The organism is Mesorhizobium sp. RCAM 05099 (assembly GCF_059683685.1).
Genome location: NZ_CM185035.1, coordinates 2,009,232 through 2,031,379, shown reverse-complemented (window position 1 = coordinate 2,031,379; position 22,148 = coordinate 2,009,232). Strand labels below are relative to the sequence as shown.

15 protein-coding genes, 1 tRNA gene and 1 pseudogene are annotated in these 22,148 nt (G+C 58.0%); 8 read left to right on the top strand and 9 right to left on the bottom strand.

The genetic code is table 11. From position 1 onward, the window contains the following. Window positions 1–77: 77 nt before the first annotated feature. Window positions 78–1,269: pseudogene (gene mnmA / locus AC56QQ_RS09920) on the top strand (tRNA 2-thiouridine(34) synthase MnmA). A gap of 69 nt (window positions 1,270–1,338) precedes the next feature. On the opposite strand, the gene AC56QQ_RS09915 reads toward mnmA, so the two are convergent. After that, window positions 1,339–2,298 (bottom strand): Gfo/Idh/MocA family protein, encoded by a 960-nt coding sequence (locus AC56QQ_RS09915; protein ID WP_256753189.1) that lies wholly within the window; start codon window positions 2,296–2,298, stop codon window positions 1,339–1,341. Window positions 2,299–2,539: 241 nt separating this feature from the next. On the opposite strand from AC56QQ_RS09915, the gene AC56QQ_RS09910 reads away from it, so the two are divergent. Beyond that, a tRNA-Met gene (locus tag AC56QQ_RS09910) sits at window positions 2,540–2,616 on the top strand. Here the strand turns inward: AC56QQ_RS09910 and AC56QQ_RS09905 are convergent. The 4 genes from AC56QQ_RS09905 to AC56QQ_RS09890 all read right to left on the bottom strand — a co-directional run bounded on the left by AC56QQ_RS09905 (window position 2,573) and on the right by AC56QQ_RS09890 (window position 9,078). Beyond that, window positions 2,573–4,201, bottom strand: coding sequence for a recombinase family protein (locus AC56QQ_RS09905; protein ID WP_489863517.1), 1,629 nt, complete (start codon window positions 4,199–4,201; stop codon window positions 2,573–2,575). The genes AC56QQ_RS09910 and AC56QQ_RS09905 overlap by 44 nt on opposite strands. A 1,165-nt stretch (window positions 4,202–5,366) precedes the next feature. Continuing rightward, window positions 5,367–7,043 carry an ABC transporter ATP-binding protein gene (locus AC56QQ_RS09900; protein WP_489862914.1) on the bottom strand — a complete coding sequence of 559 codons (1,677 nt, stop codon included), beginning with the start codon at window positions 7,041–7,043 and terminating at the stop codon, window positions 5,367–5,369. Beyond that, window positions 7,043–8,125, bottom strand: a complete 1,083-nt coding sequence (locus tag AC56QQ_RS09895; protein WP_489862915.1) for an ABC transporter permease — start codon at window positions 8,123–8,125, stop codon at window positions 7,043–7,045. The genes AC56QQ_RS09900 and AC56QQ_RS09895 overlap by 1 nt, the downstream gene beginning before the upstream one ends. Then, a complete protein-coding gene (locus tag AC56QQ_RS09890) occupies window positions 8,122–9,078 on the bottom strand; it encodes an ABC transporter permease (RefSeq protein ID WP_497100987.1) in 957 nt (318 codons plus the stop codon). The genes AC56QQ_RS09895 and AC56QQ_RS09890 overlap by 4 nt, the downstream gene beginning before the upstream one ends. A gap of 321 nt (window positions 9,079–9,399) precedes the next feature. Between AC56QQ_RS09890 and AC56QQ_RS09885 the strand changes: the two genes are divergently transcribed. Next, window positions 9,400–10,119, top strand: coding sequence for an SDR family NAD(P)-dependent oxidoreductase (locus AC56QQ_RS09885; protein WP_489862916.1), 720 nt, complete (start codon window positions 9,400–9,402; stop codon window positions 10,117–10,119). Window positions 10,120–10,362: 243 nt separating this feature from the next. On the opposite strand, the gene AC56QQ_RS09880 is transcribed toward AC56QQ_RS09885, so the two are convergent. The 4 genes from AC56QQ_RS09880 to AC56QQ_RS09865 form a co-directional block, all read right to left on the bottom strand. Beyond that, complete coding sequence (locus AC56QQ_RS09880; RefSeq protein WP_489862917.1) at window positions 10,363–11,970, bottom strand: ABC transporter substrate-binding protein; 1,608 nt, start codon at window positions 11,968–11,970, stop codon at window positions 10,363–10,365. A gap of 342 nt (window positions 11,971–12,312) precedes the next feature. Beyond that, window positions 12,313–14,616 (bottom strand): molybdopterin-dependent oxidoreductase, encoded by a 2,304-nt coding sequence (locus tag AC56QQ_RS09875; RefSeq protein ID WP_489862918.1) that lies wholly within the window; start codon window positions 14,614–14,616, stop codon window positions 12,313–12,315. 91 nt (window positions 14,617–14,707) lie between these two features. Further along, window positions 14,708–15,493 carry a sugar phosphate isomerase/epimerase family protein gene (locus tag AC56QQ_RS09870; protein ID WP_489862919.1) on the bottom strand — a complete coding sequence of 262 codons (786 nt, stop codon included), beginning with the start codon at window positions 15,491–15,493 and terminating at the stop codon, window positions 14,708–14,710. A gap of 131 nt (window positions 15,494–15,624) precedes the next feature. Further along, the gene (locus tag AC56QQ_RS09865; RefSeq protein ID WP_489862920.1) at window positions 15,625–16,749 is read right to left on the bottom strand and encodes a Gfo/Idh/MocA family protein; all 1,125 of its coding nucleotides are present in this window, start codon (window positions 16,747–16,749) and stop codon (window positions 15,625–15,627) included. A gap of 167 nt (window positions 16,750–16,916) precedes the next feature. On the opposite strand from AC56QQ_RS09865, the gene AC56QQ_RS09860 reads away from it, so the two are divergent. The 5 genes from AC56QQ_RS09860 to AC56QQ_RS09840 all read left to right on the top strand — a co-directional run bounded on the left by AC56QQ_RS09860 (window position 16,917) and on the right by AC56QQ_RS09840 (window position 21,968). Continuing rightward, window positions 16,917–17,945 carry an ABC transporter substrate-binding protein gene (locus AC56QQ_RS09860; RefSeq protein WP_489862921.1) on the top strand — a complete coding sequence of 343 codons (1,029 nt, stop codon included), beginning with the start codon at window positions 16,917–16,919 and terminating at the stop codon, window positions 17,943–17,945. Window positions 17,946–18,003: 58 nt separating this feature from the next. Then, window positions 18,004–19,086 carry an ABC transporter ATP-binding protein gene (locus tag AC56QQ_RS09855; RefSeq protein WP_489862922.1) on the top strand — a complete coding sequence of 361 codons (1,083 nt, stop codon included), beginning with the start codon at window positions 18,004–18,006 and terminating at the stop codon, window positions 19,084–19,086. Next, window positions 19,083–19,964 (top strand): ABC transporter permease, encoded by an 882-nt coding sequence (locus AC56QQ_RS09850; protein WP_489862923.1) that lies wholly within the window; start codon window positions 19,083–19,085, stop codon window positions 19,962–19,964. The genes AC56QQ_RS09855 and AC56QQ_RS09850 overlap by 4 nt, the downstream gene beginning before the upstream one ends. Next, window positions 19,961–20,773, top strand: a complete 813-nt coding sequence (locus tag AC56QQ_RS09845; RefSeq protein ID WP_489862924.1) for an ABC transporter permease — start codon at window positions 19,961–19,963, stop codon at window positions 20,771–20,773. The genes AC56QQ_RS09850 and AC56QQ_RS09845 overlap by 4 nt, the downstream gene beginning before the upstream one ends. A 61-nt stretch (window positions 20,774–20,834) precedes the next feature. Then, window positions 20,835–21,968 carry a Gfo/Idh/MocA family protein gene (locus AC56QQ_RS09840; protein ID WP_497100988.1) on the top strand — a complete coding sequence of 378 codons (1,134 nt, stop codon included), beginning with the start codon at window positions 20,835–20,837 and terminating at the stop codon, window positions 21,966–21,968. The last annotated feature ends 180 nt before the right edge of the window (window positions 21,969–22,148 follow it).

The window sequence follows — 22,148 nt, the reverse complement described above, 5'->3', positions numbered from 1 at the left end:
CTCAAAGCTGGCGCAGCCGTGGTGCTTGACCTATATTCCAGCCACTGGCATTCAGCGCCGGGCGGAATGAAAGAACCATGAACAGCCTCGATCTTCCCGGACGTCCCGAAAACACCCGTATCGTCGTCGCCATGTCGGGCGGCGTCGATTCATCGGTCGTCGCTGGCCTGCTGAAGCGCGAGGGCTATGATGTCGTCGGCGTCACCTTGCAGCTCTACGACCATGGCGCGGCGACACACCGGGCCGGCTCATGCTGCGCCGGGCAGGACATCGATGATGCCCGCCGCGTCTCCGAGACGCTCGGCATTCCCCACTATGTGCTCGACTACGAGGAACGCTTTCGCAAGGCGGTCATCGATCCCTTCGCCGAAAGCTACGTCGCCGGCGAGACGCCTATCCCTTGCGTTTCCTGCAACCAGACGGTGAAGTTCGCCGATCTTCTGGCCACCGCCAAGGAGCTTGGCGCAGAAGCGCTGGCCACCGGCCACTATATCCGTTCCGGCGCCAATGGCGCCCACCGCGCGCTCTACCGGCCGGTCGACGCCGACCGCGACCAAAGCTATTTCCTGTTCGCCACCACGCAGGCGCAGATCGACTATCTGCGCTTTCCGCTCGGCGGCCTGTCGAAGCCGCAGGTTCGTGCCATCGCCGAGGAAATGGGACTGACGGTCGCCGCCAAGCAGGACAGCCAGGACATCTGTTTCGTGCCGCAAGGCAAATATTCCGACATCATCGCCAAGCTGAAGCCGGCGGCGGCCAATCCTCGGCGACATCGTCCATATCGACGGCCGCGTGCTCGGCCGCCACGAGGGCATCCTGCGCTACACGATCGGCCAGCGCCGTGGCATCGGCATCGCTTCGGGCGAGCCGCTCTATGTCGTCCATCTCGATGCCGACCGCGCCCGTGTCGTCGTCGGCCCGCGCGAGGCGCTGGAGACGCACAAGATCTATCTGCGCAACATGAACTGGCTGGGCGACGGGCCGCTGGCCGATGTTCCTGCCGCCGGCCTGGAGCTGTTCGCCAAGGTCCGCTCGACGCGCCCGCCCCGCCCGGCCGTGTTGCATCACCGCAATGGCGCGACATGGGTGGAACTGGTCGATGGTGAGTCCGGCATCGCGCCCGGACAGGCCTGCGTGCTCTATTCCGATGACGGCAACGAGGCGCGCGTGTTCGGCGGCGGTTTCATCGAGCGTTCCGAGCGTGGCGCCGAGGCCGAGGCCATGCTGACCCGGCTTGCCGCCAGGCCGGCGCAGATTCCCGCCGAATAAAACGCTATCCTCTCAGCGACCGTTTCGAAATTCGCTCTGGCCGCCAGAATAGTATTTCCAGGCGCTCGCTCAGGATTTGGTGTGCGTGACGGTGCCGGCCGTCAGGATGCGCAGCACCCTGATCGCTTCCTCGCCGCTGGTGCGCGGCTCGGCCCGCGTCTCGATGCATTGGATGAAATGCTCCAGCTCGCGCGTCAGCGGCATGCCTTGCGCCACCGCGACATAGGACGGCTCGTTGGTGGTGAAGGCCCATTGGCCGCTGTCCTGCCACACCGCGTGGCGATAGACGGCAAGCTTGCGTTCCCATGGCTCGACATCGTCGAACACCGCCATCGCCTTGGTGCCGACAACGGTCAGCCGCCGTTCGCGATAGGGATTGAGCCGCGAGGCGAAGAGATGGCTGCGCAGGCCGTTGGGAAAGCGCATGTGCAGGTGCGCGAAGTCGCTGAGATTGTCGAGCAGGGCGGCGCCCTCGCCGCGCACCTCGATTGGCTCCGTGCCGGTGATGGCCAGGATCATCGACAAATCGTGCGGCGCCAAGTCCCACAATGCATCATTCTCGGTGTGGAACTTGCCAAGGCCGAGCCGGTGGGAGTGGATATAGCGGACTTCGCCGAGTTCGCCATTGTCGATCAACCCTTTGAGGGTCTCGAAGGCGGGATGGAAACGCAAGACATGGCCGACCATGAAGACGCGGCCATTGTCCTTGGCGGCTTGCACCGCGCGCTCGGCGTCCGCCACCGTCAGCGCGATCGGCTTTTCCACCAGCACATCCTTGCCGCCCTCGACGGCGCGCACGGCAAGATCGGCATGGAACTGCGGCGGCAGCGCCATGACGATGGCGTCGATGTCGTCACGGACGAACAGCTGGTCGGGCTCGATCGCCAGACAGTCCTGCTCACTGGCGAAACCTTCGGCGCGGGCACGGTTGAGGTCGGAGACCGCGTGCAGCGCGCCAAGCGCCTTCAGGGTGCGGATGTGGTTGCTGCCCCAGTATCCGCAACCGAGGACTGCAATGCGCGGTTTCATCTGTTTTTCAAACTCTAAGAAGTCGTGGCCGAGACATAGCGACGTGTCCCCTCGAACTCAACCCCGGCAGCCGCGCTCAAATGTCTGCGCGGCAAAGCTTTTCGGCGGCGACAATAAGCCGGCGCGGCGGTTGCTTCGAAGCTTGACAGGCTCACCCTCCCAACCTTATATCCGCGCGACCTTGGCGAACGCCCGGACATGCCTTTCGATTTGAGGCGGATTTCGGGCTTTTCGCCGCCCTGGCGGGGTAGCTCAGTTGGTTAGAGCACGGGAATCATAATCCTGGGGTCGGGGGTTCAAGTCCCTCTCCCGCTACCACCATTCCCCCCACTCCTTTGACGCCGTGGGGGAAGGCACCCTCGCCCAAGAGTGCCGTTAGCCGCCCAGCGATTTCGACTTCGACCCCGCCGATCCTCGATGGATCTCGAAACACCGTGACGGTTTCGACCAAGTCCCGCATCGCCTCGGCACATTCGGAGTCGCCAGCAGCAATGCCCTTGGCAAGTCCTGTCTGAAGTTGGTTCAGTTGTTCCTCGTAGCGTGCCAGCACCGCAGGATGCAGCGCGATCACTCCGGTCGCGGCGGGCACCCGATCCAACTCGGCCAAAATGCCCTTACGCTCTTCATTCAGCGTTGTTGATTGCGGTCCCAGTACGGCTGGGTCGCCGTGACCCTTGGCAATGGCGTTGACCAGCCGCTCGATCTCCCGAGATAGTTCTCCAAGCCGTCGCTCCAAACGAGTGCGCCTGGCATCGGTATCGGCTGCCAAGCGCTTCCGTTCTTCGTGGTACGTCTGCACGTACCGGGCAATCACTTCAGGATGGCGCAACTCGGCGGCAAGCCCGTTCAGAACTGCAGTTTCGACCGTATCCAAATAAAAGGTTTTAGGATCAGCGCATGTTCCGCTTTCTGTCGCGGCCGAACAGCGGATGCGAATGCGCTTGGACTTGTCCATGCCTTTTGACGACATTCCCGCACCGCAGGCACCGCACCTCAGGAGTCCGGTCAACATATGCCGTGGTCGGCGCTGGTGGCTTGGATGGGTGGTTGCGCGCGCCTTCTTCCGCGCGTGTGCTGCGTCGAACAGGTCGGACGAAACAATGGCAAGATCGGGTACTTCGACTGTTCGCCATTCACCCTTGGGATTCGGACGCGAGACACGTTTCCCCGTATCAGGATCCTTGATCATTCTGACCCTGTTCCAGATCAAGCGGCCAGCATAAAGCTCATTATGAAGCAGACCCGTCCCTCTCTGCGCATTTCCATTGATAGTAGAGGCATTCCAGGCTCGACCACGAGGCGGCGGTATGCGGTCTCTATTTAGATTGTGCGCGATATCACGCGGGGTCTGTCCATCGACATACTCCCTGAAGATACGACGCACGATGTCCGCTTCCTTCCCAGCGATCAGTCGCTTCCCAGGGTCGCCTAGCACGTAGGAGTAGCCGTAGGTCAATCCACCGGCATGGAGCCCCTTGCCGACTCGACCGGCCTGGCCCCGACGGACTTTGTGAGCAATGTCCTCTCGATAGAGTTGCCCAACAAGACCGCGAAGCCCGACCAAGACTGTGTTCACCACGCCCTCGTGGACGGCACGAATTTCGATGCCAAGAAACGAAAGGCGTTTGTGAATGCCGGCAAGGTCTTCCATGTCACGCGAGAGCCGATCAAGGGCCTCCACAACGAGAACATCAAATTCGTGCTCACGAGCTTTGTCCATGAGGTGAAGCAAACCGTCACGGCCCATGACGGAGCCGCCGGAGCGCGCTCGGTCGTCAAACGTTGCGACAACGTTCAACCCCTCACGTTCTGAGTACGCTCGGCATAAAGCGAGTTGATCGTCTATCGATCGCTCATTCTGGAGGTCGGTTGAGAAGCGTGCGTAGATCGCGGTTCGATTCATGGTGAGTTTTCTCGGCCTGTTCACGCTCGTGATCTTCGCGGGCCGCTTGGCGCGCGAGTGCGTGTGCAAGGCGCAGAATCGCTCTGTCAGGCGCTCGGAGCAAGGCCTGTTTTCGGGATTTCACAACCATTGCGAGTAGCGCTCGCTACGGCTCGGCTGTGCTCCTGCGGAAAATAGCAGTCCGCAGGATGCGTGGCCTCCTTCAATCCTGGCGAGATCATGATCTTGGTCCATGTCTCCCAAGATGTGCACATGCGGGAGATGAGAGAAGCCATCAAATCGATCGGTCGCAGAAAGGGATAGCAAGGCGTGCTTTTCGGAAATCCGCGAGCCTGATCGGTTGCTCTCCGTTCAGCCTTGTTGGCAAAAAACCGCAGGTTCAAATCGCGGAGGCGCAACCACCGATACCGACACTCGCTGATGGTAGCGATATGAAGGGCCAATTCGTCTCCACGAATAATCCCGCTCGATACCCAACCGGGAACTCTGATCTTGCCAGAGTACGCCTCGTTTTGAATCGTCTCCTAATCAGGGGATTTGAGAAATCCATTCCGGCTTGATCGGCACCACTCGACCGACGGTAAGTTGCGGCGGCGCTGAGCTGGTCCACCGCACTTCGTTCTCGCTTGCCAACGCTCCCGGAGACGAAAGGGCGAAAGCAGCGATCAAGAAATCGAGACTTTCTCACTCAGAAAGTCCAGAAACGCACAGGAAGATGTCCATCTTCACCTAGGTAAACGGCGTGGATGTTGATGGCGTTCGACATGGAGACGCAGTTCAGGGAGGGGCAGGGCTGTCTCGGGCCTGATCCGCCGCAAGGCTTTGATGGCCTACGCCACAATGGAGTCCAGGCACCTATCGGGATAGAACCCGAGCTCCTGTAGGGCCCGGAGCCGGACTTCAAAATCCGCGTATGCCAGGGGCGTGTTCGGGTCTCGGCCCAGGTCCTGAATTTCCCGGCCTATGGCTTGGGTGCGTTCGGTTCGGATGCGGCCCTCCTCCGGGCCGAGCATTTTTGGTCGAGTTCGCCCACGCCAGATTTGTCTGCATTCATCGAACGCTGGAAAGTTCGGGACCTAGAACCGGTCCAATCGTTGGGAATTCTAACAAATGCCTTGCCATCAAACGAATAGACGGATGTTGAGTCGCGCGAACGAGGAAGAGCCTAACGAAAATTCGTTGCGCTCAAAGTACCGGTCGGCTTCGCAAATGTATCTGTCAAAGTCTGGATCTTTTTGTGCGCATCCAGCCAGTGCGGGTCCATTTTCGGTTCGGATGCGAGCAACTGGGCGGTATAGGGGTGGTGCGGAGGCGCAAAGATCTTGCTCTTCCGGCCGCTGTCCACCACGCATCCGCGCTGCATGACCACGACTTCGTCCGCGATCGCACGGACCGTGGATAGGTCATGCGTGACAAACATGTAGGTGAGGCCGATCTCGCTTTGCAGCCGGTCCAGCAGTCGTAAAATGCCCTCTGCCACAATCTGATCAAGGGCACTGGTAACCTCGTCACAGATGACGATGTCGGGGTCGGCTGCCAACGCGCGGGCAATCCCGACGCGTTGCTTTTGACCGCCGGACAACTCCGACGGGAGACGATCATAGAATATTGCCGGGTCAAGCTCGATCAGCGATAACAGTTCCTCGACGCGGTTGCGCAGGACAGAGCCCTTTAGGTTCCTGTAAAACTGCGCTGGCCTGCCGATGATCTCGCTGACGCGCATTCTGGGATTAAGTGCGGTCTCGGCGGATTGATAGATCATTTGAATGCGGCGCAGCTGATCCTTGCTTCGCGCGCGAAAACTCGGCGGCAGAGCTTCATCCCGGAGTCGGATTTCACCGCTGGCGGCTGGCAACAACCCCATGATCACCCGCGCCGTGGTCGATTTGCCAGAACCGGATTCTCCAACCACGGCGACAGTCATGCCGCGATGAAGATCGAAACTGACGTTGTGCAGAACCTTTGGCCCGTGATGATAGCCGGCCTCGAGTCCGCGTATCGACAGTTCCGGCTGAGCGGTGTCCGAGACCCGCGACTTTTCAGGCCGTTCGTAACTCCGCACGGCCCAGAGCTTCTTGGTATAGCTCCCCTTGGGATGAGCCAGCATCTGCTCGGTCGACGCCTCTTCAACCTCCTCGCCCTTCAAAAGAACCTTGATCCGGTCGGCCATCTGGGCGACCACCGCCAGATCATGGGTGATGTAGATGGCGGCGGTGCGAAACTGTTCGACGACATCGCGTATCGCGGAAAGGACCTCGACCTGCGTGGTGACATCAAGCGCGGTCGTCGGTTCGTCGAATATTATGAGGTCCGGACGGCAGGCCATCGCCATGGCTGTCATTGCGCGCTGCAATTGCCCACCCGACAACTGATGCGGATACCGGAATCCGATAACGTCCGGCTCCGGCAAACGGAGCTTGGCATAAAGCTTGATCCCATCATCCTGCGCCGCGGAGCGGGACTGGTATCCGTGCAACACGGGCGCTTCGACATGCTGATCGATTATCGTGTGGGCCGGGTTGAAGCTGGCGGCCGCTGATTGCGCGACATAGGCAATTCGTGCGCCGCGCAAGGCGCGCAATTGTGCATCGCTCGCCGCCCGCAAGTCCTGTCCGTCAAACAGGATCCGGCCGCCGGAAATGCGTGTACCGGCGCGGGCAAATCCCATCGCAGCGAGCCCGATCGTGGACTTTCCCGCACCAGATTCACCAATAAGCCCAAGCACCTCGCCGCGATTGAGGTCGAGGTCGATGCCTTTGACAATCTCGGAAATAGCATCGCCGGCCACGGCTTCGATGCGCAGACCCCGGATCTCGAGCAGCCGCTTGTCGCCAATCTCCATCACGAATTGTCCTTCAGTCCAGCGGTGATTTTCAACATCCAGTCGACGATGAAATTCACCCCAACCGTCAGCAGCGCGATTGCCATCGCGGGGATCAAAGGTGTGATGTCGCCAAATGAGATCAACACCGCGTTTTCTCGCACCATGGAACCCCAGTCAGCCATGGGCGGCTGTATCCCCAGGCCAAGAAATGACAGTCCAGCGATGAGCAGGAACACATAGCAGAATTCCAGTCCGAACTCCGCGATCAGCGGCGCTGCCGTGTTTGGCAGAATTTCCCTTCGGATGAGGTACCAGTCGCCCTCGCCTCTCACACGCGAGGCTTCGACAAAGTCGGTTACCACCACCCCGGCGGCAACGGAGCGGGTCAGCCGGAAGATCCGAGGGACGTAGATGGCCGCTACCACACCAACCAAGACGACCAGATTCGTGCCCAGGATCGACAGGAGCAACAGCGCCAGGATCAGCGCGGGCACCGACATGAAGATATCGGCCAGACGCCCTAAAAGCTGATCAATGATGCCGCCTCTGATAGCGGCGAAGAGGCCTGAAAACATGCCCAGCGAGAAGGCCACGACGGTCGCGATCAAAGACAAAAGGATCGAGTGTCGCCCACCAAACACCATGCGTGAGAACATGTCGCGCCCGAGTTGATCGGTACCCAGCCAATAGGTTGCGTCAGTCGGCGCGTAGGGCGCCGATACGACTTCGGACTCGCTGAACGGTGCGATGTGCGGCGCGAAAATAACCATCAGAAGGCAAGCACCGATCACAATGAAACCGAACATGGCCGTAAGAGGCGCCGAGCGAAATGTTGGGGCAAGAGATGACGGTGCCAGCCTGACGAGAAGCCATCGCAAGGCGTGGCAGACCGTTATCGCTACGCTCATCAGGACGACGAGGACAGCAAGCGTATGGACCCCACCCCTGCCAGCCGCAAACCAGATTATCGCGGTTGCTGCCGCAAGCAGCACCGCGATCGACCACCTGCCTTTTTCTCCACGGTAAATGTACCAACCTGTCGCGAGACAAATCAGGGCGATAAATTCCACCAGGAAATCCCCAGATACAAAGTCACTCATTTCGGGTGCCTGAGGCGGGGATTTGTCATGATCGAACCGACGTCGGCGGCGATATTCAACACGATGAATGTCGCCGCGAAGATCAGGCAACAAGCCTGGACGATCGGGAAATCCCGTTTGGCGACGGAATCGACCAGCAGTTGACCGATCCCGGGATAGACGAAGACCACCTCGACCAGCACTACACCCGTGATCAGATATGCCAGGTTAAGCGTCACCACGTTGATGATTGGGGCCAATGCGTTTGGCAGCGCATGCCAGACAATCACCCGCCACGGCGGTGTCCCCTTCAGGCGAGCCATCTCGATGTAGGGGCTCGCAAGGAGGTTGATGATCGCGGCGCGTGTCATGCGCATCATGTGAGGCGTGACGACCAGGACAAGGGTCATTGCCGGCAGGAAACTGCGATAGACGCGCTCGCCGAACTCCGTGTGATCCTTGATGTCCGCCATCGGGGGAAACACATGCGCCCACACCGCAAAAAACAGAACCAGGATATACCCCAACAGGAATTCAGGCACGGAAACGGCCGTCAGCGATGCGACATTGATGGCCTTGTCGAAAAGCGTGTCCCGAAACAGGGCCGCTGCAATACCCAGCGAGACTGCCAGCGGGATGGCAAAGAGCGCGGCGAAACCAGCCAGGAAAAACGAATTGGCAAGCCGGCCAAAAATCGCATGGCCAACGTCGGCTTTGTTTATCAGCGACGTGCCGAAGTCGCCGTGCACAGCGCCCTCCAGCCAATAAAAGTAACGAATGATGGCGGGAACATCGAGACCCAGTTGCTTTCGCATGGCCGCTACCGTCTCGTCGGTCGCCATTTGGCCCAAAACGGCGTGCGCCAAATCTCCCGGAAGCAACTCAAGGGCAAAAAATATCAGGAACGACACGATCAACATCGTCAGCAACCCCAAGCCCAGCCGCCTGATGATGAGGGATAGGATGTCAGACAATAGCCTCTCCAGTGTCTCCTGGCCGATGTTCCGCCCGGTTTGCCCTGCCGTCGCCCTCTTGTCGCGATCACCGGAAAGTGGTCGAGCGGCTCGTGCCTTTAATGACCGCTGACAAGGTATCTGGGTCGGCAATCCGTAAAAAACGCTATAATGTTTTTGGCAATATGGCAACGGGATTGTCAAAATACACAAACATCGGTTAAGTGGCGGACGCTATTTGCCGTGCGCCGCACTCCGCCTCCGTGCGCGAATGCCTTAGCGGATTGATCTATTGGTGGAAACCGGAGGCCTCGCGCAGGCCAGAGACAAGAGGCAGAACTCATGAAGGCACTGGTCACCGCAGGCACGCGCGGCATGGGACGCGCGATTGCACTACGCCTGATACAGTCGGGTATTGAATGTATTGTCACCGGCACGACGGAATCATCCGGCGAAAGTGCTCCCGAAGGCGCAGAGACCCTGGTCGCTGACTTGACCCTGCCCGCTGACGTGGCACGGCTGGCCGATACGATCTCGGCGTTGCAGATCGACATCCTTGTGAACAATGCGGGGATCAACATTGGCGGCCCCACGGATGAGTTTGCCGACGCCGATTTCGATGCGCTGATGACCATCAACCTGAAGGCGCCCTTCTCGCTGTCTCGAGCGGCAGTTCCTTACATGAAACAGCGCGGCTGGGGCCGGATCGTAAACATTACATCGCTTTGGTCCGTGCGTGCCCAGCGCAATGATGCTGCCTATTGCGCCTCAAAATTCGGTTTGGATGGGCTGACGGCTTCGCTGGCGGCGGAGCTCGCACCACACGGGATTCTCGTGAACGCGGTCGCGCCCGGCTATATTCTGACAGACACCGTTGCGAAGCGGTTCTCGCAAGAACGCATCGCCAAAGACGCCGCAGTCATCCCGTTGGGCCGCTACGGCAAACCCGAAGAGATTGCCGAAATCGTTGCATGGCTCGCAAGCGACGCCAATGGCTACATGACCGGTCAAAATCTGCTGGTGGATGGCGGGTTGTCCAGGACGGCATTTCCTCTGATTTGAGGCCCGTCGCAGTCTTTATTTTTATGCACGCCGCTATGTCAAAGCGGCTGCGCATCTTGGGCGACACCCATCAGACACGGGGTCGTTCGGAAACTTGTTTTTACGAAATCAGAAACTGGCGACAGAACAAGTCTGTCGCCAAGTTGGGGAGGAGTGCTGCTATTTATGATCGAGCGGCTCAGCGTTCCACAGAAACGCAGAGCCGCTCCATCTCTTTGTTTTGAAAGCAATTCCGGAATTGCTTCAGGCAAACCACCAACGGCTGGTGCCACGGGCACCATCGAACGTCCAGTTGACTGCCATCTGATCCGAATGCGCCACATTCGATCTGGACGCGAACACCACATTCAGGAACATGGGCAGAATGGTTCCGCCCTGATCCCGCGAAAGCATCGCCATTTCATGGTACATTTCGGCACGCCTGCTGTTGTCCAGTTCAGCTCTCGCCTTCAGAAGAAGTTCATTGAAACGGGGGTTGTTCCATTTCGATTCATTCCAGGCGGCGTCATCCTTATAGGCCGTGCTGTACATGACGTCTGGCGTGGGGCGCGCACCCCATTGCGCAACACAGAACGGCTTCTTGAGCCAGACATCTGACCAATATCCGTCGTTGGGCTCGCGAACGACGTTTATCTCGATGCCCGCAGCCTTTGCATGTTCGGCGAACAGGACAGCCATGTCGACGGCTCCGGATGTCACGCTGTCCGCGGTGCTGAGATTCACTTTCAGCCCCTCGGCACCGGCCTTCTTCAGCAATGAGCGCGCCTGATCGGGATCATATTCCCGCTGGGGAATATCCTTCGGGTAATATGGCATCTCCGGAGAATGATGAAAATCATTGCCAATCGAAGCCGCACCGAATTCGATCTTGTCGACGAGGTCCTTGCGGTTGATGGCATATTTCAAGGCGTTTCGGACGTCGACATTGTCAAACGGTGCGACGTTCGTATGCATCGGCATCGTGATTGCCGATCCCGACGGAAGATTGTGGACATTGATGTTGGGATCCCGCTTCAGCAATGCCAGGGTTTTCAGCTCGAGTTGCGTTACAGCATCGACTTCGCCTGAAATCAGCGCCGCCTGGCGGGCACTCGGATCGTTGACGACAACGATCGACACGGCATCGAAATAGGCGCCCTCCAGATGCCAGCCGTCATGGCGTTGCAGTTCGAAATTCCTGCCGAAATCGCCGCTGACCAGTTTGTAGGGGCCGGAACCGTCACCCGATTGCCAGTTGAGTGTTCCATCCGGATTGGCAGGGCAAATTGCCAGATGAACGTCCGTCAACAACCATGGCAAATCTGCCATGCCGGAATTCATTCTAATGGTGATCGAATGATCGTCGTTTTTGACTATGTCCTTCACGGCGGCGAGCATTGACTTCGCCGCTGACGTGGATTTGTCACCACGGTGATGGTTCAACGAGGCGATGACGTCGTCGGCCATCACCTTTTTGCCGCTGTGAAAAACGGCACGCGGGTCAAGTTGGAAAGTCCATTCCGTTGCATCAGGGGACGCATGCCATTCCTTGGCGATGTCAGGCCCCAACGACGAGTCGGATTGGATTGCGGTCACGTAGGAGCGGTATGCGTTGGCAAGCAGATAGACCGAAAAATTCAAATATGCTCCCGGGTCATGTGAATCCGATGCGCTGCCGTCGTGCGATGCGACGCGAAACGTGCCTCCCCGCTTCGGCTCCGCGCTGGCAGAGCGGGTCCACGCGCCGGTTGCAACGGTAGCCGTCAACCCGGCAGCCATCGCGTAATGCATGAATGAGCGGCGCGAGATTTTTCCGGTGCGGGCTGCTTCCGACAGCCCCTTCATCAAGACGTCATTACGATAGTTGTTCATCGATTTCTCCCATTCGTTTGCTTTGCAGTCAGTTGGCTCTACCCGGCCAATCAATCGTTCCGTGCCTGGAAATTTGCCACATTTGTTTCAAATATGTCAATTGGTTTTGCGGATTTTGCTAGCCAGTTCGACGATTTTGACACACAAGGCTAAAAAAAATCGTTGCTAGGTAGCGGGCGGCGACACATTCGCTATCAACATCGTGAGGCAGACGCCACCCGCGTTGCAAAAAGCGAAACGACAAATCCCAAGACTGATTTCGACGGGCAGCGCGATAAGCGCCCTGCGCCAGCGAGCTCGCGTTGCCCTTGTCATGATAGAGGCCTAATCAACGCTTCAGGGTCACTCGCCCATGTCCTGGGAATGGTAGAAGTGTGGAGAAACATTTACGCTGAGCTCTGGAAGAGCAGCCGTCCATTTTTCAACGTAGACCAAGCAGGTGTGGCCTATCGTTCCCTGGGCTAAGGACGAGGTGCCTTTATCGAGGGTGAGCACATTGGGATTGCCATGCACCTCGAGGACCTCGCCTGATATAGACTGCGGATCAAACCAGGCGCCTGTCGCAAGTGAGACGCAATCTGGATGAATGCCTTCGCTCACCGTCACCCCTGCGAGACACGCGCCTCGTCCGTTGTGAAGCCTGACGATGTCGCCATGTTCGACCCCCAGGTTTTTGGCGGTCTGCGGGTGAAGCGTGCAAGGTTCCCTGCCGTGAATCTTGGTGGCTTGCGCTTCGCTTCCATTGTCAAGCTGGCCGTGCAACCGAGTGTCCGGTTGACCCGAAATCAGGTGCAATTGACCTGCTTGCGCATTACCGAGCCATTCCGCCGGTTCCATCCACGCTGGGTGGCCCGGGCAATCTTCGGCGTTCATGTGCGCGATCGCCTCATTATAAAGGGTTATCTTGCCGCTCTCCGTCTGCAGTGGTTTCCCTTCAGGATCACGCACAAACTCTCCGAGTGAAGTCCTTGGCTCGTTTTCGAGGGGGATATCGAATTTGCCGATCTCTCGGAACTGGTCGAAAAATGGAAGAGCGAAGCCTTCTCTCTCGGCCACCTCGCGGCACCGGTTCCACATCCACCTGAGCCATGCTTCCGTGTCGCGGTTCTCATGAAAATCCGGGCCGACATCCATTTGATTTGCCAGGTCGCGGAAGATTGCGTGATCGTCGCGCGCTTCGGCAAACGGCTCGAACACACGGCTCATGTAGACGAGCGATGAATCTCGCCTGTTGACCATCATGTCTTCGCGCTCCAGCGGTGTCGTACAGGGGAGCACGATATCGGCCCGCCGCGCGGTCGCAGTCCATGAATGTTCATTGACGATCACGGTCTCCGGTTGCGTCCAGGCCTCGCTGAGCCGATTCAGATCCTGCTGGTGGTGAAACGGGTTCCCGCCCGCCCAATATACGAGCCGAATATCGGGATAAGTCCGCGTTCCTCCATCATATTGATAGGGCGCTCCGGGATTGAGAAACATGTCGGTTATGCGGGCCACCGGAATAAAGTCTCGGACCGGATTCGACCCTTGCGGAAAAGACGGCCATCGTACGATGCGCTGCGGCCGGCCCACCGCGGTCAGCGAGCCATAGCCGAATCCAAACCCGGTGCCCGGCCGCCCCACCTGACCCAGCATCGCGGCTAGAGCCATACCCGCCCATACCGGTTGCTCCCCATGGTCCCCCCTCTGAACGCCAAAAGACACTGAGATCATGACCCGCTCTCGCGCCATCTCAGCCGCAAGATCGCGGATCTCTTGCGCCGATATTCCGCAAATATGCGCGGCCCAGTCGGATGTTTTCGGCAGCCCGTCGACGTCACCGGTTAGATAGGCTTTGAACTTCGGCCACCCACTTGTGTAGCGATCCAGAAATCCGGCGTCGTGCCAGCCATTGGCATGGAGCTCGAATGCCAGCGCCAGCATCAGCGCTGTATCCGTACCTGGACGTATCCGCATCCAACGGGCATTCGAGACTGCAGCCAGATCGCCCTGAATGGGCGAAATGTTTATCGCTTTTATGCCGCGTTGGGCGATTGCATTCAGTTGCGAAGCCACTTCATGTTGGGACGTTCCACCTGGCTCGATCTGCGCGGTTCTCGGAGAAATGCCACCAAAGGCCAAGAGAAGGGTGCAATTTTCGAGGATGAGCGGCCAGCTGGTCGCACCGTCCAGAAAATCCTCATTGGAAACCCCGACTATGCGGGGCAGTATTACCTCGGCCGCTCCGTGTGAATAGGTATTGCGGTGTGTTGTATAACCGCCGATCAGGTTCAGAAATCGCTTAAGCTGAGATTGTGCGTGATGGAACCTACCCGCGCTCGCCCATCCATATGACCCGCCGAATATAGCCCCGTTGCCATACCGATTGATAACGCGCCTTAGCTCAGAAGAAGCCAAGTAGGTTGCGCGATCCCAGTTGACTTCAATATAGCTGTCATTGTTACGGCGAGCCCCGTTGTCTCCTTCGAGCCAGCCCTTGCGGATAGCAGGCCGCGCGATGCGTAAGGCTGGATCGCGCGCCGCACTGACCCACCCCCGCCCAATGCGGGATGGCTGTGGATCAGACGGATCGGGCACCAATTCCGGTCTGTCGCCATCGGTTAGAGCGTAGTTGCCCCAGTGAGATGCGGTAAATCTCCGTGCCATGTTTCCTCCCCGCCGTCATAGGTGATACCGAGCCACGCAACCGGCAAAGGTAAGGGCGAGGATAAAGCGCCTCGCTTGAGCGGCTTCTGGGTCAGGGCTTCTTTTGCGTGCTTTCCGAAATGCCGAGGCCGCTTAGAAATGCCCGACTTGAAGCGAGCACTTCGGCTTCTCCGATATTCCAGCCGAATTCATTGGCCTCGTATTCGACGGTGAGCGAACCGTCATATCCGACAGCCTTCAACGCGCTCAAAACCGCCTCGAAATCGACCACGCCTTTGCCGAGGGGCGGAAAGGTAAAGTTCGGATAAAGACCCGCCGCGTCCTTCATGTGTACATGCCGGATGCGATTGGCAAAGGCCCAAACCGCGGCAACAGGATCCTCTCCATGAGCAGCGAAATGGCTGGGGTCGTAGTTCACCATCAAATCGAGATCGCCCAGAGCGTCGATGATCCGTTGGTAATCCGCGATCCGCGGGTAAAGGAATGGTGCGGGGGACTCCAGACCAACAGCAACGCCCTTGGCTTTGCCATGCAGAAGAATGGTTCGCAGAATGTCGACAAAGTCGGCAAACACGTCGTCGCCCTTTGACGAGGGTAAGTACGGCGAACAAAGGTGGACATACGCGACCTCTGCTGCCGCAGCCCGATCGATCATGGCTTTGACATAGCGAATGCCGCGCGCGTCATCGTCGGCATCTTGGGCGAAGAAGAAGTAGTTGGTACTGAGCGCAGGAACCGACAATCCGGCCTTGCGTACACCATCGATGAGCGCGACGGACTCGCTGATCGAATTTTCCGGGGTAATATGGGGCGTCGCAGGCGACGGGATACCGTCGCAGTTGATAGCCAACGCGCCGTATCCGGCCGCCTTGACCATCTCCGCAACCTCCCTCAGCGGATGCCTGGAGAGCATTGTCGAGTAGTAGCTTGCTTGCATGGACATGGTTCAAACGGTCTTTCTAGTCGTCTTACGGATGAGATCGGCCGCCAAAGCCCAAAAGCCGGCGTTTAAGCGAAGTCGACAATGGTCCAGGGCGCGTCGCTCGAAAGCGGGATATCGACCCACTTGCGTTCTCTCTGGGCAAGGTATGCCGCCTTAACCACTTCGAGCAGATGGACGCCATCCTCCAGCGATGCCATCTCGATCTGGGGCACGCCGCCGGAGATCAAGTCGACGAACCCTTGCATCTGCCTGTTGTAAGGGTCGGCGTTGGCCGGCATCAGGACAAACCAGCCATCGTGCTGAACATTTTTCTTATGATAGTGGGCGGGGATGCGCGCCATTTCAGCCAGCGATTGCGGCAACTCTTCAAGGGGCTTTTTGGAGTAAACCGACAGCGGCGACGTATTGAAAGCGCCTACGGACTCGAGTGTGAAATGCAGTGACCCTTCGGTCCCATAAAAGTCGGTGACGTCATTGAAGGAAGGCGTGAACCGATCGGATGTGAAAGTGCCAGTCGCGCCGTTGGACATATCGACAATCAGGTGAACATTATCGTCAACCGGTTTTGGCATTGCCTTGTGACGCAGGCTCGCTGCGACAGATGTGTAGGCGCCGCCCAAAAGATATTGGACGATATCCATGCGGTGAACCGTCAAGTCCATGAGCGTCGCACCACCGGACAAGGCAAGATTCCATCTGTAATCATCGATGGAAACAACGTCCCAGATTTCCGAAAAGACACTCCGAAAAGAGTGCACCTTGCCAATCACGCCTTGGGCGACAAGCGACCGCGCAATTCCCGCTACGTCCAGGAAGCGGGCCTGATGCCCGACCGCGACTTTTACGCCGGCTTTGCGGCACGCAGCCAGAACTGATTTCGCTGCGTCAAGATCATGAGCCACTGGTTTTTCAAGCAGAATATGCTTTCCGGCTCGCGCCGCAGCGATCGCAAGATCGTGATGAAAACGATTGGGCACGGAGATGACGACAGCATCGACGTTGGGGTCCGCAAAAACCTCGTCGGTATCGGCATAGACCTTGTTGATCCGAAACTTCTCAGCGGCGGCGCGGGCCCTTTCCTGGACCTTGTCGCATATCCCGGCCAGTTCAGCGCCTGTCGCAGCCTGGACGGCAGGAATATGCCAGTTTGAAATCAATCCGGCGCCGATAATCGCAATCCTCACGCTCATGCACGTCTCCACTTTCCTTCGGCGCTAAGCCGCCCTCATCGTATGCTCCGCCCGAAATCGTTGCTAATACAAACACACCGATTGACACATTGCAAACGATAAGGTTACCTCTTGCTCGGTGCTGTCCTGCGCTTACGCAGGGCGGCCCCAGTGGAGGAGAGAGAGAAATGTTGCGAACCGCGATCAAATCGACGCTAATAATGGCGTTGGCTGCGGTGATGTGGGCCGGTCCTGCATCCGCCGAAACGCTGCGTATCATGACCTGGGAGGGATATGCCGACCCAGACTACATTAAGGAGTTCGAAGCTGAGACGGGCGCGAAGGTTGAGGTCACCTTCGTAGGAGACGACGCTGAGATTTGGGCAAAGGTCCGTGGCTCCAACGGCCAGGATGCCGACATCATCTGCACCAATGTGGGCCAGCTTCAGCGCTACGTCGAAGCGAATTTGCTCGCGCCCATCGACTTGAACAAGGTGCCGAACCAGGCTGCGTTCCTGGGGAGGTTCCGCGATCTAAGCAATGTTCCGGGAGTGGTTCATGACAAGAAGGTATTCATGATCCCATTCCTCTACGGCCCCTACTTGCTGGCCTATAACCCTGACCTCGTCAGTCCGGCTCCGACGTCCTGGAGCGTGCTTTGGGACCCTAAGTACAAGGGAAAGGTGCTGACTCACGACTCTTACGAATACAACTTCACCATTGCTGCGATCTTGGACGGAGCAAAGGATCCATACAAGCTTTCGGAAGAGCAGCTGCAAAAATATAAAGAGAAACTGATCGAGCTAAAGCGGCAGCTTCTATCGTTCTACTCATACTCGGACGAGGCCGTGCAGCAGTACAAGAACAACGATGTAGCTGTAATGATCGCCGGCTATGGCCCGCAGATGATCAAGGCCATCCGGGACGCCGGCGCGAATGTTGAGCCCGTCTTCCCAAAGGAGGGTGCGCCAGTCTGGCTGGACGCCATGGCAATCACCGCCGGCGCATCACCGGAGCGGGTCGAGCTTGCGCACAAGTGGATCAACTTCATTCTCAATAAGAAGATCGCTCAAGCGATGGTCGACCGCATGCACTTCGGCTCAACAATTATCGATACCGGGGTACTTTCCCCTAACGACAAGGTCTTCTGGGTCAAATCGGTCGAAGATCCGACCCGCCGCAGTGACCTTTGGAACGAGATCAAGGCTGCGCAATGAGAATATGGAGTGGCGCCTGCGCGTCACTCCTCAACCTAAAGGTCAGCGGATCGATTTCATGAGTGAAAGCCTCGTCGAATTGCGCGGAGTGACGAAGCGCTATGGTGCCGTCGAAGTCCTGAAAAGGATCGACCTGAGCGTTGGGCGCAACGAATTTCTCGTCATCCTGGGGCCGAGCGGCTCAGGTAAGACCACTATCCTCAGAATGATTGGTGGCTTCACGCGTCCCACGGACGGTGAAATTTTTCTAGATGGCAACCAGCCCTTGTCTGACATCCCGATCAACAGGAGACCCTTCAATACGGTCTTTCAGGATTACGCTCTCTTTCCACACATGACCGTCGCCAAAAACATCGGATTTGGCCTGAAGGTTGGCGGAGTGCCAGGAAAGGAAATTGATCGCGAAACAAATCGCGTTCTCAGTCTGGTTGAACTCGACGGCTTGGGATCACGATATCCATCGGAATTATCTGGCGGGCAGTGCCAGCGGGTAGCGCTCGCACGCGCGATTGTCTGCAAGCCTAGGCTTGTACTATTGGACGAACCACTCGCGGCATTGGATGCATCGCTGCGACATCAGATGCAGCGGTTCCTGAAGGAACTGCAACGCGAAGTCGGTGTGTCCTTCCTGTTCATTACCCATGATCAGGAAGAGGCGATTACGATGGCCGACAGAATCGTCGTCATGGACCATGGCCACATCCGCCAGGTGGCGACGCCGAGGGAACTCTACTACCGGCCGGCCGATCGCTACGTCGCCCAATTCTTCGGCGACAATAATCTTATCCCTGGCGTCGTCGCGGATGCCCTGAATTCCGACGTTCTGCTGGACACGCCCTTTTGCCAATGCCGCGTCGCGGTACCGTCGGGACATTCTTTTCGTAAGGGCGATGCAGTTAATCTGGCTGTGCGGCCGGAAGCCATAAAGGTAATCCCTGCCACAGGCGGTCCGGCCTGCGGACACGTCGAGCAGATTGAGTTTGTCGGATCGACGACGGCTTTCAAGATCCGCTCATGCAGAGACTCCAATGTATCGATTGAGGCCAAAAGTCTCAGCGGGGTCAACGGCGCAGGCATTCGTCCGGGAGCTAAGGTTGGCGTTTCCTGGGCTGACTGCGAGGCTTGGGTGATAAAGCAATGAGCGTCTCGATCGACACGCAACCGAGAACGCGGTTACGCGCTGTTTTCGCCAGATTTGCCTTCACGCTTGCCGTCTTCTTCGTTCCGATCTTTTTTGTTGCGATACCGTTCGCGTCCTTCCTCTATCTAAGTCTTGGCGAGGTGAACGGCCCCGATATCGTCATGACCATTACGGGCAAGAACTTTACCCGGATTGCCACGGATCCGCTTTACTTCGATGTCATCTGGACGACATTGTTTCTCTGCATATCGATAGCGTTGGTTTGCGTGCTCTTCGGCTATCCGATTGCCTACTTGCTCGCGATACTGAGCGGCGGAAAACGATATGTGTTAATGTGCCTTGTCGTGATCCCCCTGTTGTTGAACTACGTCATCAAAATCTACGCAATGCGGTCGATACTGGGGCAAAAAGGACTTCTTAATCAGCTGATAATGGCGCTCGGGTTGTCGGATACGCCTACGACGCTATTCGTGTTCAATCTCAACGCTGTGTTCCTGGTTCTCGTCTCCATCCTTCTGCCGTTCGCGGTTTTGCCGATCTACATCGCATTGGAGCGTATCCCGAACTCCCTGCTCAGCGCAGCCTACGATCTCGGAGCAACTCGACTCCAGACTTTTTTACGGGTCGTCCTCCCGCTCAGCATGTCGGGCGTGGCGGTTGGATTTGCGTTTGCATTCGTTTTTTCGATCGGCGATTTCGTTACACCGCAAATGGTGGGCGGTCCCAACGGCTTCACACTTGGACGGGTCGTGTACAGCCAGTTTGGCCTAGCCTTCAACTGGCCTTTCGGTTCTGCACTGGCGATCGTGCTGATGGTCCTTGTGCTCGCTGCGCTTGCGGTCCCGGCCCTTTTCTCCCCAAGGCGGGCAAAGCGATGAAAACCCCCGTAATCACCTGGGTCTTGCTCATCGGTCTGGCTGCCCTCGTCATGGCGGTTATATATGGACCGATAGCCGTGACTATCGCTGGCGCGTTTTTCGAGACCAATGCCGGCTCGATCATTTTGTCCGAACCCTCATTGGAGTCATTCTTCTCGCTGGGTTCCGACAAATCTGTGGCACACGCCCTCGGCAACACGCTTTTGGTCGGTTTTACGGCATCCAGCCTAGCCGTCATCATCGGCATTCTCACCAGCCTGTACTACGCGTCGGGCAAGAGCCTCGATCGCTCGGTTCTGCAGTTTCTGATCTTCGTCCCCTTCGTAATGCCGCCAATGATCACCGGGTTGGCGCTGTTGATTTTCTTCCGAGACATCGGGATTGATCGGTCTTTGCTAACCGTGGTAATCGGCCACGTCATCCTGTTGCTGGCAATCGCTCATCGGCTCATTGTCGTCCGTCTGACCGAGTTGAGCGCATCGCTGACCGAGGCGGCACTAGATCTGGGCGCATCGCATTTTCAAGCCTTTTACATGGTTGTTCTACCCAACCTTAAAAGCGCCATTGCGGCCGCGTTCATACTATGTTTCGCGCTGTCCTTCGACGAAACGCTTGTGACCATTCTGATCTCCGGCGGCGAGCCGACTTTCCCAATGAGACTTTGGGCGATGATGCGCCTTGGTTTCGCGCCATCTGTGAACGCGATCGTCGTAATAGTGCTCGCAACGGCAACTGCGGTTAGTTTCCTCGCGATCAGGCAGTTGCTCAAATCAAATGAGCCTCGCCCTGGCTTGGGCAGCGAAGCATGAGAGCGATTTCCCGCGGCCAAATTGCTTCTTTTGCAATCAGATCAACTCGGAAAGGGTACTAATGTCGAAAGACAACATCAATGTCGCCGTGATTGGCACAGGATTGATCGGAGCCACTCACATCGCTGCAATCGCCCAAGTAGACGGTTTGACTGTCAAGACGGTTTGCGACGTGGTGCGTGACAAGGCCGAACAGGCGGCCGCGAAGCACGGTATCGCCGAGGTCTCGGACGATCCCGAAAAAGTGCTGTCGGACAGCGCCATCGACGCGGTGATCGTGGCGGTGCCTAACCGCTTCCATCGCGACGTGGCTATTGCGACGGCTCAGGCCGGCAAGCACATGCTGCTGGAAAAACCCGTATCGCATGATTTCGCGACCGCGCGCGAGGTGCTGAACGCCTTTTCCGCCACGAAACAGATCGTGCGGGTCGGCCATAACGAGCGGTGCCAGGACGCGAGCATCCTGGCCCGGGAGATCGTCCGGAGCGGCGCGCTTGGCGAAGTGCATTCCTTCCGCAATGTGTTCTCGCATAGCTGGAAGGTGGTCTCGATCGACGATTACCGCTGGAACCTGGAACTCTCCGGGGGCGCGACGATGATGGATATTACCAGCCATTCGGTGGATCTGGTGCGCTATCTGATCGGCGGCGACTATGCTTCCGTCGCTTCAAGCTTGCGCCATAGCGTGATGCCCAAGGCAGTGGACGACAATGTGCACCTCATGGCCGAGATGAATAATGGGACGTCGGGCACGTTCTCCTCCGATCGCTTTTCGCCCACGCATCATTTCACCACCGATCTTTACGGCACCGAGGGTTCGCTTCATTTGTCTCAGCTCGTGATGAGCGGCACGACTGTGGCGCCGCTCGCGGTCTTCTCGGATCGTCCGCTCGAGGAACTGCCGCGCGTGCTACAGGAAAACGCACGGCCGCGCTTTGCTGCCTATCACAACCAGCGCAAGACCGACGGCTGGTATCTTCTCTACCCACCGCGGCGCAGTTCTTATGTGAACCAGATTCGGGCCTTTGCCCAGCTCCTGCGGGGCGAGACGCCAGAGATCGCCCTCTGCACGCTGGAGGACGGGGTGCACAATATCGAGGTGATGCACGCTGCCTACACTGCACAAAACGAGCGTCGCTGGGTGGATCTGCCACAGCCCGACGGCGCACCGTGGATACTGCCCAAATATAGCTGATCCGGGCGGAGCCACCGGCCCCCGCTCTTGAAGACCTTGCGGTTTCGATTTTCCGTGAACCGACGAATCGCTCCGGCCGGTGGCGTTGACTCTGAGGTAATCGGTGAGGAGCACGATCAAGGCAGGCCAACCGCTGCGAAATCCTGCGCACTTCGGCGAAAACCCTGAAGGTGTTGACGT